Source organism: Demequina silvatica (genome assembly GCF_000971215.1).
Lineage (GTDB): Bacteria > Actinomycetota > Actinomycetes > Actinomycetales > Demequinaceae > Demequina > Demequina silvatica.
On record NZ_BBMA01000012.1, the window covers coordinates 40,719 to 56,065 of the forward strand.

A 15,347-nucleotide genomic window follows, 5' to 3' on the forward strand; every position below is an offset into this window, starting at 1 on the left:
TCCCATGCTCTGGAGACTCCTGGTCTCATCGGTCAGGCCGTACTGGTCGCTGCTCCTCGGAGTGGTGGTCTTCCAGCTCGGCCAGTCGATCGCCAACCTCTACCTGCCCACGCTCAACGCCGACATCATCGACAAGGGCGTGGCGACGGGCGACATCGGCTACATCTGGCGCGTGGGCGGCTGGATGCTCGTGCTGTCGTTCGTCCAGGTCGCCTGCACCATCACCGCCGTCTACTTCGGCGCGAAGATCGCGATGCGGGTGGGTCGCGACCTGCGCGGTCAGATCTTCGGCCGCGTCGCGTCGTTCTCCGAGGCGGAGGTGCAGCGGTTCGGCGCGCCGTCGCTCATCACCCGCACCACCAACGACGTCCAGCAGGTCCAGATGCTGGTCCTCATGACGTGCACGCTGCTCATCTCGACGCCGTTCACCGCGATCGGCGGCGTGATCCTCGCGATCGAGCAGGACCCGAAGCTGTCCTGGATCATGGCGATCGCGATCCCGCTGCTGCTCATCATCGTGGTCGCGATCGTGACCCGCATGGTGCCTCACTTCCGGCGCATGCAGACCCGCATCGACGGCATCAACCGGGTGCTCCGCGAGCAGCTCACCGGCATCCGCGTCATCCGCGCGTTCGTGCGCGAAGGCCAGGAGGGGGAGCGCTTCGCGGACGCGAACGCGCTGGTGACCGAGTCCGCGGTGAAGGCCGGTCGGCTCATGGCCTCGATGTTCCCGCTGGTGATGCTCGTGGTGAACATGGGCTCCGTCGCCGTGATGTGGTTCGGCGCCGAACGTATCAACAACGGCGAGATGCAGGTCGGGGCGCTCACCGCGTTCCTCAGCTACCTCATCCAGATCCTGTTCTCGGTGCTGATGGCCACCTTCCTGTTCGTGCTCGTGCCGCGCGCATCCGTCGCAGCGGACCGCATCGGCGAGGTGCTCGAGACCGAGAGCACGGTCAAGCAGACCCGCGACGGCGCCGCCGTCCCCGCGCGGGGCGAGGTGGTGTTCGACAACGTCACCTTCACCTACCCCGGGGCCGAGCAGCCCGTCCTCGCGGACATCAGCTTCACGGCCCGGCCAGGCACCATCACCGCCATCATCGGCTCGACCGGCGCCGGCAAGACCACGCTCGTCAACCTCATCCCGCGCCTCTACGACGCGTCGGGCGGCACCGTGAGCGTGGGCGGCGTCGACGTCCGCGACGCGGGGCTCGAGTCGCTGTGGTCGCGCATCGGCGTGGTCCCCCAGCGGCCGTACCTGTTCGCGGGCAGCGTGGCGAGCAACCTCCGCTTCGGCAAGGACGACGCGACGGACCAGGAGATCTGGGACGCGCTCGCGATCGCGCAGGGCGAGGACTTCGTGAGGGCCATGCCCGAGGGTCTCGACAGCGCGGTCGCGCAGGGCGGCACCACCGTCTCGGGCGGCCAGCGCCAGCGCCTGTCGATCGCCCGCGCCCTGGTGCGCCGTCCCGAGGTGCTGATCTTCGACGACTCGTTCAGCGCGCTCGACACGGCGACGGACGCGCGCCTGCGCGCGGCCCTCGCGCGCGAGGTCACCGACGCGACCGTGATCGTGGTCGCGCAGCGCGTGTCGAGCATCGTCGACGCGGACCAGATCCTCGTGATGGAGGACGGCCGGATAGTCGACCGCGGCACCCATGCGGAGCTCCTCGCGAGCTCCGAGACCTACCAGGAGATCGTCAGCACCCAGCTGCGTGCGGAGGAGGCGGCATGAGCGAGACCACCACCGACGAGAAGCCGTCGACGCCCCGTCCGCCCCAGCAGCGCCAGCACGGCCCCGGCGGCCCGGGCATGGGCGCGCCGGGGGAGAAGGCGCAGGACTTCAAGGGGTCCTCGATGCGGCTCGTGCGGCTGCTCGGGCCCGAGAAGCTCCTGGTCTACCTCGTGATCGTGCTCGGCGCGGGGTCCGTCGCGCTCAGCGTGATCGGACCCAAGATCCTCGGCAACGCGACCACGGTCATCTTCGAGGGGTTCACCTCGGGCACCGGGATCGACTTCCCGAAGCTCCACGGGATCCTGTGGAGCGTCGCCGCGATCTACGTGGTGTCCGCGATCCTGGCGCTGGTGCAGGGCCTGGTGCTCAACGGCGTCACCCAGCGGACGGTCTACCGGCTCCGTCAGCGGGTCGAGGACAAGATCCACGACCTTCCGCTGAGCTACTTCGACCGCCACCAGCGCGGCGACCTGCTGAGCCGCGTCACGAACGACATCGACAACATCTCGCAGACGCTCCAGCAGACGCTCAGCCAGCTGTTCACCTCGGTGCTCACCGTGGTCGGCATCCTCATCATGATGCTGTCCATCTCCTGGGAGCTCGCGCTCATCGCGATCGTCTCGATCCCGCTCACCACCGTGATCGTGGCGATGGTGGCGAAGCGCTCGCAGCCCAAGTTCGTGGCCCAGTGGAAGCACACGGGCGACCTCAACGCGCAGATCGAGGAGGGCTACACCGGCCACGCGCTGGTCAAGGTGTTCGGCCGGAACAAGGAGACGCAGGAGGAGTTCCGCCGCAAGAACGAGGAGCTCTACGAGGCCAGCTTCGGCGCCCAGTTCATCTCCGGCATCATCATGCCGAGCGCGATGTTCGTGGGGAACCTGGTCTACGTCGCGATCGCCGTGGTCGGCGGCATCATGGTGACCAACGGCCGCCTGCCGTTCGGCGACATCCAGGCGTTCATCCAGTACTCGCGCCAGTTCCAGCAGCCCATCAGCCAGCTGGGCTCGATGGCCAACCTGCTGCAGTCGGGCGTCGCGTCCGCCGAGCGCGTGTTCGAGCTGCTCGACGCCCACGAGCAGGAGCCCGACGAGGACCCCGCGCTCACGCCCGCCGACGACCACGGCCGCCTGGTGTTCGAGGACGTGTCCTTCCGCTACGTGGAGAACAAGCCGCTGATCGACCACCTCGACCTCACCGTCGAGCCCGGCCGCACGGTCGCGATCGTGGGCCCCACCGGCGCGGGCAAGACCACCCTGGTCAACCTCATCATGCGGTTCTACGAGCTGTCCGGCGGGCGCATCACGCTCGACGGCACGGACATCGCGCACATGACGCGCGACGACCTCCGCTCGCGCACCGGCATGGTCCTCCAGGACACGTGGCTGTTCGGCGGGACCATCCGCGACAACATCGCGTACGGCCGCTCCGATGCCACCGAGGAGGAGATCCTCGACGCCGCGAGGGCCGCCTACGTCGACCGGTTCGTGCACTCGCTGCCGGACGGCTACGACACCGTCCTCGACGACGACGCGACCAACCTGTCCGCCGGCGAGCGGCAACTGGTCACCATCGCCCGCGCCTTCGTCGCGCAGCCCCAGGTGCTCATCCTCGACGAGGCGACCTCCTCGGTGGACACCCGCACCGAGCTGCTGGTGCAGCGCGCCATGGCGAGGCTGCGCCGCGACCGCACGGCGTTCGTCATCGCGCACCGCCTGTCGACCATCCGTGACGCGGACCTCATCCTCGTGATGGAGAACGGGTCGATCGTCGAGCAGGGCAACCACCAGGAGCTGCTCAAGGCGAAGGGCGCGTACGCCCGCCTGTACGAGGCCCAGTTCGCCGCCCCGATCGACGAGGTCGAGGCGCCGATCGACGAGATCCACCCGGAGACGGACGCGATCCCGACCACGTTCGACGACCCGTCGGTGCCGCACCCCGAGGGTCCGGCGCACGCGGGCGAGCAGGCCTAGCGTCACCACAGCGACAGGGGACGATGCGCGGGTCACCCGACCCGCGCATCGTCCCCTCGCCGTGTGTCAGGAGGCGGGCGCCTCGAGGTGGTCCGCGTCGAAGGTGTAGGCCGGGATGAACTCGAGGTCGATCAGCGACGTGTCGAGGCCGTCGGCCTCCATCGCGTCGAACACCGCCGCGACGTCCGGGATCGGCGGCTCGCCCTTGACCTGCACGAGGATGCGGTTAGCCTCGCGCGGCTCGATCGTCACGATCTGCCAGCGCGAGTCCTCGGTGACCTGCTCGACGAACGCGGTGACGCGCGCCATCCTGGCGCGGTCCTCGAGCGTCTTGAGCGAGGAGTAGGTGAGCGGCACCGAGACCACCAGGAGCAGCACGATGGTGGTGAGGTAGGCGCGGGCGCGGCGACGGCGCTCGGCCTCCTTGTCCTCGGCCATCTCGATCCGCAGGCGCGCGTATCCGTAGACCGCCATCACCACGGACCCGGTCGCGAGGATCGCCGCGACGTTGGTGGTGAAGAGCAGCATCGCGCCGGCCGCCTGCGACCAGTGGCCCGACTCGAGCGTCAGGCCCACCACCGCCAGCGGCGGGACGAGGGAGATCGCGATGGCCACGCCGGGGAGCGTGTCCGAGATGTCGGAGCGGACCAGCGCGATCGATCCCACGACACCGGTGGCGAGGGCCGCGAGCAGGTCGACCACCTTGGGCGAGACGCGGCCCGCGACCTGGCTGTTGGTGGCCGCGGACATGTCCTGGACCAGCATGAGGCCGAACACGAACCCGATCGCGATCACCGCGGCGATGCCGGCGATCATGATGATGACGGAGCGCACCAGGTTGGCGCGGTCCCCCAGCACCGTGGCCAGCATGGTGCCCTGGATCGGCTGCATCAGCGGCGCCACGATCATCGCGCCGATCACGGTGGCCGTGGAGTCCGCGACCACGCCCGCCGTCGCGATGATCGACGCGAGGATCAGCAGCAGCCAGAAGCGGGTGTGCTTCGCGCGCGAGCGCTCGCCCGCGAAGAACACCGCCTCGCGCATGTAGTCGACGGTGTTGAGCCTGGCTCCCCACCGCGTGTCACGCGGGACGGACGCAGCCGTCACCCGAGGAGCTTCGCCTTGGCGGCGGCGAACTCCGCGTCCGACAGGACGCCCGCGTCCTTCATCTGCGCCAGCTGCGCGAGCTTCGCCATGAGGTCGTCGCCGCCCGCAGGGGCGGCCGCGACCTGCGGCGCCTGCTGCTGCTGGAGCTGCGCCATCTGCGCCTGCATGGCCGCCATCTGCGCCTGCGACTGCTGCTGCTGGTAGGCGGCCTGCTCGGCCTCGTACTGCTCCTGCTGCGCCTGCTGCTCCTGTCCCGCCCAACGCTGCTGCTGGCGGCGGTTCACGCGGCCGCCCACCGCCTGCGCGGTGCCGGCGATGACCGCCGTCCGTGCCATCGTGCCCACCAGTCCCGGTCGACCCATCCTGCGCATGGTCCTGCTCCCTTGTCTCTCGGTGTGTCTCTGTCGGTACGTCTCAGGCCTCGGCGCGGATCGCGTCGAGGACCTCCTGGACCACGGGGCCCGGCACCCGCACGGTGTCGAGCAGCTCGCCGCCCGCCGCGGCGATCGTGTCGCGCAGCGGCACCACCCACGAGTGCTCGAAGCACAGGATCGCGGCGCTCGCGCCGGGCGCGAGCGACTCCGCGAGGATGTCGGCGTCCTCGTCGTTGAGCAGCCCGTCGAGGCGCGCGAGGAGCTCGCTCAGCGCGGTCACCTCCGGGTCGTCGGTGATCTCCGCGAGCTCGAGGATCTCGACGGCGCCATCCGCGTTCTTGTGCACCACCACGGCGTCGACGATCGAGATCACCCCCGCCTCTACCAGCTTCTTGATCTCCGCGAGGATCGAGCCGTCGAAGCGGCTCTCCGCGAAGGCGATGGTGACGATCTCGACCGGGCCGATCATGGTGGTGCTCCCTTGCTCTGAGGCGTGGCGACGGGCGCGACGTGCACCCCCAACCGGAAGGCTAGGCCCGCCGGGCACGGCGCGGCAACAGGAGCGCGACGCGCGTCTCCACCAGGGGTGATTGTTCCCGCGGTGCCGCGGTGATAACCTGGTTCCGCTTCCCCCGGACGGCGCATCGCGCCCCGGACGAACGCTATCCACGTTGCAGGCGTCTGACGAAGATGTCCCGTCAGCCGTACCCACGTGGGCGAATCTCGCACTTCTGGAGCCACAGGGGCTCGTGCGAGGAAAGGACAGTACGTGACCGACACGACCGTGGCGCCGGACCAGACCGCCACCCTCACCGCGATGAAGCTTCCGCAGCTCCAGGCGCTCGCCGCCGAGCTCGGAGTCTCCGGAACCGCGCGCATGCGCAAGAAGGACCTGATCGACGCCATCAAGAACGGCGGCGTGGTCCCGGCGAAGGCGCCGGCGGCCGAGAAGGCCCCCTCCACGACCCCCGCGAAGGCCCCCGCGAAGGCGTCCGCTCCCGCGGCCGCGACGGGGGACGATGCTCCGGCGAGCGAGCGCCCCGCGCGCCAGCCCCGCCGCCGCGCCGAGTCGCCCCAGTCGGCTCCGGCCGCGTCCGGGGCCTCCGACAACGAGGACCCCGCCTCGCGCGCCCGCCGCGCCAAGGAGGCCGTGAGCCTCGACCTGCCCCGTGGCGACCGGCCCGAGGCGGCCCAGGGCGACGAGGACGCCGAGTCCCGCGCCCGACGGGCGAAGGAGGCCGTGAGCCTCGACCTGCCCCGCGGCGAGGAGGACGGCGAGCAGCAGGGCGACCGCCGCCAGCAGCAGGGCCAGCAGCGTCAGCAGCAGAACCAGGCGCAGCAGGACGACGACGGCCAGGGCAACCGCCGCCGCCGAGGCCGCGGTCGCGGTCGCGGCCGCGGGCGCGAGCGCGACGGCCTCGACGCCGCCCAGCCCGCCCAGCAGCTCGACGAGGACGACGTGAGGGACGACGAGGAGCTGACCCCGGTCGGCGGCATCGTCGACATCCTCGACAACTACGCGTTCATCCGCACCACCGGCTACCTCCCCGGCAAGTCGGACGTGTACGTGTCGATGAACCAGATCAAGAAGTACGGCCTGCGCAAGGGCGACGCCATCACCGGCACCGTCCGCCCACCCCGCCCGGGCGAGCGCGGCCAGCGCCAGAAGTTCAACGCGCTCGCCGAGGTGGACCGCGTCAACGGCCTCACGCCCGAGGAGGCGCGCGGCCGCGCGGCCTTCGGCGACCTCACGCCGCTGTACCCGCAGCAGCGCCTGCACCTCGAGACCGAGCCGCGCAACATGACCAACCGCGTGATCGACCTCGTCGCGCCCATCGGCAAGGGCCAGCGCGGCCTCATCGTGTCGCCCCCGAAGGCGGGCAAGACCCTGGTGCTGCAGTCGATCGCCAACGCGATCGTCACCAACAACCCCGAGGTCCACCTCATGGTCGTGCTCGTCGACGAGCGCCCCGAGGAGGTCACCGACATGCAGCGCACGGTCAAGGGCGAGGTCATCGCCTCGACCTTCGACCGCCCGGCCGACGACCACACCACGGTCGCCGAGCTCGCGATCGAGCGCGCCAAGCGCCTGGTCGAGATGGGCCACGACGTGGTCGTGCTGCTCGACTCGATCACCCGCCTGGGCCGCGCCTACAACATCTCGGCGCCCGCGTCGGGCCGCATCCTCTCGGGAGGCGTCGACTCGTCGGCGCTGTACCCGCCCAAGCGCTTCTTCGGCGCGGCGCGCAACATCGAGAACGGCGGCTCGCTCACCATCCTCGCGACCGCGCTGGTCGAGACCGGCTCGAAGGCCGACGAGGTGATCTTCGAGGAGTTCAAGGGCACCGGCAACATGGAGCTGAAGCTCTCGCGCACGCTCGCCGACCGCCGCATCTTCCCGGCCGTCGACGTCAACGCGTCGGGCACGCGCCGCGAGGAGATCCTCATGAGCCCCGAGGAGCTCAAGATCATGTGGAAGCTGCGCCGCGTCCTCACGGGTCTCGAGCAGCAGCAGGCCATCGAGGTGCTCCTGGGCAAGCTCAAGGAGAACAAGACCAACGCCGAGTTCCTCATGCAGGTCGCCAAGACCACGCCGGGGAGCGACGAGGAGAAGTAGCACCCTCGCATCCGACAGGGCCGGGTCCGCCGCGAGGCGGGCCCGGCCCTTCGCGTACCCCGCGCCCGCCTGCGGCGACGGGTCCACCCGGGCCGGCCCGCGCATCGTCCCCTCGCACGTCCGATCGCGCGCCCGGGATCATGGCACAGGACCGCGCGCGCCGCAGGACAACAGGGGCGAATGTGAGAAACGCCCCACACCAGGACCTTCGGCCCAGGCAGGGATGATGCTGGAGGCCGGGACGTGACGTAGAGGTGCCGGATCCGATCGGGTCGAGGCAGCACAGGGGGCGGCGCATCCCGCGGCGGCCGGACCGGACCGCCGAGCAGAGCGTCGCGCCCGTTATCAGCGTGCCCGGCGCTCCTCACGCATGGAGGAGATGCATGCCCAAGTCCCTGCTGGCAGCCACCACGGCGGTGGCTCTCGGAGCAACGCTGGTCGCGGCCCCCGCCGCCACGGCGGCGCCGCCGATCGCGGCCGTCCCGCCCGCGGATCCCGCGCCCTCGGCGGCGCCTCCGTCGGACAACATGCCCAACCCGCTCGACGAGAAGCGCAGCGCGCTGCGCGAGACCGCCATCACCGGCGTCCTCGAGGGCGAGCTCCAGCCCGAGCAGCGCGGCGGCAGCGAGGTGGTCAAGGTCGGCACCGAGGAGGCGCCGACCACGGACTCGCGCTCGGCGCGCGGCGGCAAGTCGCGTCCGCACACCCAGGACCAGTACGTGGAGCTGTCGCGCGAGGCGACCGACCGGATCTTCGTGATCCTCGCCGAGTTCGGCGACGAGCCCTCGCCGTACGCGCCCGCCGAGGACGCGCAGCGCACCGAGGGCCCGCTTCACAACGAGATCCCGGAGCCCGACCGCACGGTCGACAACAGCACCGTGTGGCAGGCCGACTACTCGCAGGACCATTTCCAGGACCTGTACTTCGGCGAGGGCGAGTCCCTGCGCGACTACTACGAGACGCAGTCGTCGGGCCGCTACAGCGTCGACGGCGAGGTCACCGACTGGGTCAAGGTCGACGCGACCCAGGGCCGTTACGGCACCGACCAGTGCGGCAGCAATGTGTGCTCGACCGTCTGGGACCTCGTGCGCGACGCCGCGAACGTCTGGTACGAGGACCAGCTCGCGCAGGGCCGTTCGGTCGAGGAGGTGAACGCGGACCTCGCCTCGTTCGACGAGTGGGACCGCTACGACTTCGACGGCGACGGCGACTTCAACGAGCCCGACGGGTACATCGACCACTTCCAGATCGTCCACGCGGGCGGCGACCAGGCGGACGGCGACCCGATCTACGGCGGCGACGCGATCTGGTCGCACCGCTGGTACGCGTACTACACCGCCGCGGGCCGGACCGGCCCCGAGGCCAACCCGCTCGGCGGCACCCAGATCGGTGACTCCGGCGTGTGGATCGGCGACTACACGATGCAGCCCGAGAACGGCGGCCGCAGCGTGTTCTACCACGAGTACGGTCACGACCTGGGCCTGCCGGACGACTACAACGTGCAGTCCGGCGGCGACAACAACAACGAGCACTGGACGCTCATGGCGCAGAGCCGCCTGGGCGCGAAGGAGGACGACGGCATCGGCGAGCGCGGAGGCGACCTCGGTGCATGGAACAAGCTCCAGCTCGGGTGGCTCGACTACGAGCTGGTCGACGCGGGGGAGCGCGCGAAGGTCAAGCTGGGGCCCGCGGAGTACAACTCCCGCAACCCGCAGGCGCTGATCGTGTCGCTGCCCGAGAAGACCCTCACCACCGACCTGGGCGCGCCCGCGTCGGGGGAGTCGCAGTGGTACAGCGGCACCGGTGACGACCTCACCAGCACGCTGACCCGCTCGGTCACGCTGCCCGAGGGGTCGCCCGCGCTGACCTTCCAGGCGCGGTACGACATCGAGGAGGGCTACGACTACTTCTACGTCGAGGTCGACTCGGGCGAGGGCTTCGTGCCCATCGCCGGCAGTACCACCCACGACATCGGCGGCGGCATCCAGGCCACCGACGGGACCCAGGCCGACTGGACCGAGGCGACGTTCGATCTGAGCGCGTACGCGGGCCAGACGGTGGACGTGCGCATCCGTTACACCACCGACGGCGGCGTCGCGGGCAACGACCCCGACGTGGTCGACGGCCTGTTCCTCGACGACATCGCGATCGAGGGCGTGTTCACCGACGGCGCGGAGGAGGGCGACAACGGCTGGACCGTCGACGGCTTCTCCGTGGTGGGCACCACGAGCACGGAGGACCACCCGCACTACTACATCGCGGCCAACCGCTCCTACGTCTCGTACGACAGGTACCTCGAGACGGGCCCGTACTTCTTCGGGTACGCGAGCACCAAGCCGGACTGGGTGGACCACTACGCGTACCAGGAGGGCCTGCTGATCTCCTACTGGGACACCTCCTTCGCGGACAACGACACCTTCGCCCACCCGGGCGGCGGCAGGAACCTCTACATCGACGCGCACCCGCGGCCGCTGCGGAACGTGAACGGCGACCTGTGGCGCGCGCGCGTCCAGGTGTACGACGCCCCGTTCGGGCTCGAGCGCACGGACTCGGTGATGCTCCACGTCGACGGCGAGCGCAGCCCGATCCGCGGCCAGCGCGGCAACCCGGTGTTCGACGACACGGACCAGTACTGGTTCGCCGAGCTGCCCAACCACGGCGTCAAGCTCCCCGCCGAGGGCGTGGAGATCCGCGTGGTCAAGCAGAAGGGCACGTCCATGACGGTCAGGGTGTCCTGACCCTGGCGTGACGGCGGGCGGCGCCCGGGGCTTGCGGCCCCGGGCGCCGTTCGCGCGCGGACGCGGGACGATGCGCGGGTCGCCGGGACCTGCGGCGCGGGCTGCCCTTGACAGGCGTGGCAGAATAGTTCGTTGGCCCCGCCTGCGGACGGGGTCCGAGGTTGCCGGTTCACCGTCGTGAGATACGCGTCGGACCCGGTGGCGAACAAAGGGAGATCATGAAGAAGGACATCCACCCCGAGTACGTGGCCACCACTGTCACGTGCACCTGTGGCAACACGTTCGAGACCAAGTCCACCGTGACCGCCGGCGCGATCAGCGTCGAGGTCTGCTCCGCCTGCCACCCGTTCTACACGGGCAAGCAGAAGATCATGGACACCGGTGGCCGCGTGGCGCGCTTCGAGCGCCGCTACGGCAACAAGAAGTAACCCGCCCGACGACGTGGCCGAGGCCTTCGCAGCCGTCCAGCCGATGCTGGACGAGTACGCCGACATCGAGCGCCAGCTCGCCGACCCTGCCGTCCATGCGGACGGCGGGCGCGCGCGCACGCTCGGGCGTCGCTTCGCGGAGCTCGGCCGCGTCGTCGCCGCGCATCGTTCCTGGCAGTCCGCCCAGGACGATCTCGAGGCCGCCACGGAGCTGGCGGACCTCGACCCCGAGATGGCCGCGGAGATCCCGGCCCTCAAGGACGCCGTCGACGAGGCCACCGAGCACCTCCGGCGCATCCTCATCCCTCGCGACCCCGACGACGCCCGCGACGTGATCCTCGAGATCAAGTCTGGCGAGGGCGGCGAGGAGTCCGCGCTGTTCGCGGGCGACCTGCTCAAGATGTACCTCAAGTTCGCGGAGACCAAGGGCTGGAAGGCCGAGGTCCTCGAGGCCGTGCACACCGACATGGGCGGGTACAAGGACGTGTCCGTCGCCGTGAAGGCGCGCGGCTCCGTCGAGCCCGAGGACGGCGTGTGGGCCCAGCTCAAGTACGAGGGCGGGGTGCACCGCGTCCAGCGCGTGCCCGCGACCGAGTCGCAGGGCCGCATCCACACCTCCGCCGCCGGCGTGCTGGTCTACCCGGAGGTCGAGGAGGTCTCCGAGGTGGAGATCGACATGAACGAGGTGCGCGTCGACGTGTACCGCTCGTCCGGCCCCGGCGGCCAGTCCGTCAACACCACGGACTCGGCTGTCCGGCTCACGCACCTGCCCACCGGCATCGTGGTGAGCTGCCAGAACGAGAAGTCGCAGCTCCAGAACAAGGAGTCCGCGCTGCGCATCCTGCGCGCCCGCCTGCTGGCCGCCCAGAAGGAGGCCGCGGAGGCCGAGGCCCAGGACATGCGCAAGTCGCAGATCCGCACGGTTGACCGCTCCGAGCGCATCCGCACCTACAACTTCCCCGAGAACCGCATCGCGGACCACCGCACGGGATACAAGGCGTACAACCTCGACCAGGTGCTCGGCGGCGAGCTGCAGCCGGTCATCCAGTCCGCGATCGACGCGGACGAGGCGGCCCGCCTCTCCGCGGCCGAGTAGCCGCGCCGACGCCGTAGACTCCGACCGTGCCTACCGTCGGCAAGCGTCTGCGCGACACCACCCGCCGCCTCGCCGAGGCGGGGGTGCCGTCCGCGCACCACGACGCGATCGTGCTCATCGCCCACACGCTGGGCCTCGAGCCCACCGCCATCCGCACCGCGGCCGCGCGCGACGACGACTGGCCGCCGGGCGCCGACCTGGACCTGCTCGAGGCGCGCGTCACGCGCCGGATCGACCGCGAGCCGCTCCAGCACATCACCGGCAAGGCGTACTTCCGCTCGCTCGAGCTGCAGGTCGGGCCGGGCGTGTTCATTCCGCGCCCCGAGACCGAGGTGGTCGCGGGCGTCGCGATCGCGTCCGCGCGGCAGGCGCTCGAGCTGCGCGGCGAGGTGCGTGTGACCGACCTCTGCGCCGGCTCGGGCGCGATCGGGATCTCCGTGGCCACCGAGGTGCCGGAGGCCCAGGTGTCCATGGTCGAGGCGAGCGAGGAGGCGCTGGTCTACCTGCGCCTCAACGCGCGCGCCCAGCCCGCCGGCGTCCGCTCGCGGCTGCGCTCCGTGTACGCCGACGCGCGCAACTGCCTGCGCCAGTTCGACGCGTGCGCGGACGTGGTGGTGACCAACCCGCCGTACGTGCCCACCGCCGCCATCCCGCGCGACCCCGAGGTCGCGCTGCACGACCCGCCGCAGGCGCTGTACGGGCTGGGCGAGGACGGCCTCGCCGTGCCGCGCGCGATCCTCGACGAGGCGCAGCGGCTGCTGCGTGTGGGCGGCACGCTCATCATGGAGCACGGCGACGAGCAGGGCGCCGCGATGCGCGCCTACGCCGGGTCGTCCGAGTGGTGGGGCGACGTCCGCACCCTCACGGACCTCACGGGGCGCGACCGCATGCTCGTCGCGACCCGCGTGGGCGTCTGAGACACTTGACCCCGTGATCCTCGACACCCACGACCCCTCGACCTGGGGGCCGTCGCTCGACGCCGCCGTCGACGCGGTGAGCCGCGGCGCCGTCATCGTGCTCCCCACCGACACCGTCTACGGCGTGGGCGCCGACGCGTTCCAGCCGGACGCCGTCGCGGCCGTGCTCGCGGCCAAGGGCCGGGGCCGCCAGATGCCGCCGCCCGTGCTGATCCCGAGCGTGCGCACCGTCGACGGGCTCGCGCGCGAGGTGCCCGACGCGGCGCGCTCCCTCATGGAGGAGTGCTGGCCAGGCGCGCTCACGGTGATCGTCAAGGCGCAGCCGTCGCTCGCGTGGGACCTGGGGGAGACCCACGGCACCGTCGCGCTGAGGGTCCCCGACCACCCGGCCGCGCTCGCGCTGCTCACACGCACCGGACCGCTCGCGGTCACCAGCGCGAACCGCACCGGCGAACCCGCGGCGACCACCGCCGCCGGCGCCGAGGAGCAGCTGGGCGAGGCGGTCGCCGTGTACCTCGACGCGGGTGACAGCCCGCTCGGCGTGGCCTCGACCATCGTCGACGCGACGGGCCCCCGCCTGCGCATCGTCCGCCAGGGCGGCATCTCCCGCGACACCATCGTCGACATCGTGGGGGAGGACGCCGTCGCAGGTGACGACGGGTGAAGGTCTACCTCACCCTGATGGCCATCGCGGCGCTCGTCACGTACGTCGCGACCCCGGCCATGCGGCACCTCGCGTTCCGCGTGGGCGCCATCACCGCCGTGCGGGCGCGCGACGTCCACACCACCCCGATCCCGCGCCTGGGAGGCGTCGCGATCTTCCTCGGGATCGCCACCGCCGGGATCGTCGCCTCGGCGATCCCCTTCCTGTTCCCCGTGTTCGAGGCGGGCCGCGAGGCGTGGGCGGTGCTCGGCGCCGCCGCGATCGTGTGCGCGCTCGGCATGGTTGACGACATCTTCGACCTCGACTGGATGGCCAAGCTCGCCGGGCAGTTCCTCGCCGGGCTGGTCCTCGCCTCGGGAGGCGTGCAGCTGGTGACCGTGCCCATCGCGGGCGTCACCATCGGCAGCTCGTACGTGTCGCTCATCGCCACGGTGTTCGTGGTGGTGATCGCGATGAACGCCGTCAACTTCGTGGACGGCCTCGACGGCCTCGCCGCGGGCATGATCGCGATCGGCGGCCTCGCGTTCTTCTCCTACACGTACATGCTCGCGCGCTCCGCGACGCCGGGGGACTACTCGTCGCTCGCCGCGATCGTGGTCGCGCTGCTCGTGGGCGCGTGCCTGGGCTTCCTCCCGCACAACGTCCACCCCGCGCGCATCTTCATGGGCGACTCCGGCTCGATGGTGCTGGGCCTCATGCTGGCGGCCGCCACCATCATCGTGACCGGGCAGATCGACCCGGCCGTGGTCTCCGAGCGCGAACGCATCCCCGCGTTCATCCCGATCCTGCTGCCGATCATGGTGCTGGCCGTGCCGCTCGTCGACATGGCGGCCGCCGTGATCCGGCGCACCGCGCGCGGCGACTCGCCGTTCTCGCCCGACAAGCACCACCTGCACCACCTGCTGCTGCGCCGCGGACACTCGCACCGCTGGGCCGTCACGGTCCTCTACATCTGGACGGCGGTGCTGTCCTTCGGCACGGTCTCCGTGGTGTTCCTGCCGCTGTGGGGCGCGGTGCTGGTCACCGGGCTCGGCATCGTCGGCGCCGCCGCCATCACCTTCTCGCCGCGCCTCGCGCGGTTCTTCTCGCGCCAGTGGCGCCGGGCCGGCCACGCCGTCTTCGCGCTGCAGCGCATCACCCCCGAGGGACGGCATGGGGACGATGCGCCCGCCGGCCCCGCGCCCGCCGTCACCGCGGCGCCCGGGGCCACCGCCGCATCGTCCCCCGTCCCCCACTCCGAGGAGGAGAAGTGACCGCCGAGGAGCAGCTGTACCGCCGCGCCATCCGGGTGACCTCGATCGTGCTGGTCGCGATCGCCGTGATCGGGGCCGCCGCCGCGTGGCTCCTCGTGGGGCCGGAAGGGGCCGTCGCCGCGCTGGTCGGGGCCGTGGTCGCCGCGATCGGGGCGATCCCGACCCAGGCGTCCATGCTGGTCGCGCACCGCAAGCCGCCGCACGTCATGGCGGGGATCGTGGCGTTCTCGTGGCTGGGCAAGATGGCCGTCATCATCATCGCGCTCCTGCTACTTCAGGGGGTCGACGGCTTCCACCGCGAGGCCTTCGCCGCGACCGCCGTGACGGGCATCATCGCGTCCCTCGCGGTGGACGTCGCGGTGATGCGCAAAGCGCGCATTCCGTACGCGGATCCGGGTACTTCGTCCCGGGATTGATGCGTTAGGCTTACGGCCAGTCAACGGCG

13 protein-coding genes are annotated in these 15,347 nt (G+C 71.1%); 10 read left to right on the top strand and 3 right to left on the bottom strand.

Annotated elements, in window-relative coordinates:
* Nucleotides 1–4 precede the first annotated feature (4 nt).
* Together AOM05_RS13320 and AOM05_RS13325 are read left to right on the top strand one after the other, a co-directional pair.
* A complete protein-coding gene (locus AOM05_RS13320) occupies nucleotides 5–1,735 on the top strand; it encodes an ABC transporter ATP-binding protein (protein ID WP_062523053.1) in 1,731 nt (576 codons plus the stop codon).
* Nucleotides 1,732–3,708, top strand: a complete 1,977-nt coding sequence (locus AOM05_RS13325) for an ABC transporter ATP-binding protein (protein ID WP_082097550.1) — start codon at nucleotides 1,732–1,734, stop codon at nucleotides 3,706–3,708. The genes AOM05_RS13320 and AOM05_RS13325 overlap by 4 nt, the downstream gene beginning before the upstream one ends.
* A 66-nt stretch (nucleotides 3,709–3,774) precedes the next feature.
* On the opposite strand, the gene AOM05_RS13330 is transcribed toward AOM05_RS13325, so the two are convergent.
* From AOM05_RS13330 to AOM05_RS13340, 3 genes are read right to left on the bottom strand one after another with little or no spacing between them, the layout of a single operon-like run.
* Nucleotides 3,775–4,815 carry a TIGR00341 family protein gene (locus tag AOM05_RS13330; RefSeq protein ID WP_062523054.1) on the bottom strand — a complete coding sequence of 347 codons (1,041 nt, stop codon included), beginning with the start codon at nucleotides 4,813–4,815 and terminating at the stop codon, nucleotides 3,775–3,777.
* Nucleotides 4,812–5,177 (bottom strand): SHOCT domain-containing protein, encoded by a 366-nt coding sequence (locus AOM05_RS13335; RefSeq protein ID WP_062523183.1) that lies wholly within the window; start codon nucleotides 5,175–5,177, stop codon nucleotides 4,812–4,814. Before AOM05_RS13335 ends, AOM05_RS13330 begins: the two co-directional genes overlap by 4 nt.
* Before the next feature lie 52 nt (nucleotides 5,178–5,229).
* Nucleotides 5,230–5,658 (bottom strand): DUF6325 family protein, encoded by a 429-nt coding sequence (locus tag AOM05_RS13340; protein WP_062523056.1) that lies wholly within the window; start codon nucleotides 5,656–5,658, stop codon nucleotides 5,230–5,232.
* A 300-nt stretch (nucleotides 5,659–5,958) separates the two neighbouring features.
* Between AOM05_RS13340 and rho the strand changes: the two genes are divergently transcribed.
* The 8 genes from rho (at nucleotide 5,959) to AOM05_RS13380 (ending at nucleotide 15,318) form a co-directional block, all read left to right on the top strand.
* Complete coding sequence (rho, locus tag AOM05_RS13345; RefSeq protein ID WP_062523058.1) at nucleotides 5,959–7,806, top strand: transcription termination factor Rho; 1,848 nt, start codon at nucleotides 5,959–5,961, stop codon at nucleotides 7,804–7,806.
* Between the two features lie 383 nt (nucleotides 7,807–8,189).
* Nucleotides 8,190–10,544 carry an immune inhibitor A domain-containing protein gene (locus tag AOM05_RS13350; protein ID WP_062523060.1) on the top strand — a complete coding sequence of 785 codons (2,355 nt, stop codon included), beginning with the start codon at nucleotides 8,190–8,192 and terminating at the stop codon, nucleotides 10,542–10,544.
* Between the two features lie 218 nt (nucleotides 10,545–10,762).
* On the top strand, nucleotides 10,763–10,972 hold the full coding sequence (rpmE, locus tag AOM05_RS13355; protein ID WP_062291434.1) for a 50S ribosomal protein L31: 210 nt from the start codon (nucleotides 10,763–10,765) through the stop codon (nucleotides 10,970–10,972).
* Between the two features lie 13 nt (nucleotides 10,973–10,985).
* Entirely contained in the window at nucleotides 10,986–12,068 is a 1,083-nt protein-coding gene (prfA, locus tag AOM05_RS13360) for a peptide chain release factor 1 (RefSeq protein WP_062523063.1), read from the top strand.
* A gap of 26 nt (nucleotides 12,069–12,094) precedes the next feature.
* Nucleotides 12,095–12,985, top strand: coding sequence for a peptide chain release factor N(5)-glutamine methyltransferase (gene prmC / locus AOM05_RS13365; RefSeq protein ID WP_062523065.1), 891 nt, complete (start codon nucleotides 12,095–12,097; stop codon nucleotides 12,983–12,985).
* 16 nt (nucleotides 12,986–13,001) lie between these two features.
* Nucleotides 13,002–13,649, top strand: a complete 648-nt coding sequence (locus tag AOM05_RS13370) for an L-threonylcarbamoyladenylate synthase (protein WP_082097566.1) — start codon at nucleotides 13,002–13,004, stop codon at nucleotides 13,647–13,649.
* On the top strand, nucleotides 13,646–14,902 hold the full coding sequence (locus AOM05_RS13375; protein WP_082097551.1) for an MraY family glycosyltransferase: 1,257 nt from the start codon (nucleotides 13,646–13,648) through the stop codon (nucleotides 14,900–14,902). Before AOM05_RS13370 ends, AOM05_RS13375 begins: the two co-directional genes overlap by 4 nt.
* Nucleotides 14,899–15,318 (top strand): Cg1360 family ATP-synthase-associated protein, encoded by a 420-nt coding sequence (locus AOM05_RS13380; protein ID WP_062523069.1) that lies wholly within the window; start codon nucleotides 14,899–14,901, stop codon nucleotides 15,316–15,318. The genes AOM05_RS13375 and AOM05_RS13380 overlap by 4 nt, the downstream gene beginning before the upstream one ends.
* Nucleotides 15,319–15,347 lie beyond the last annotated feature (29 nt).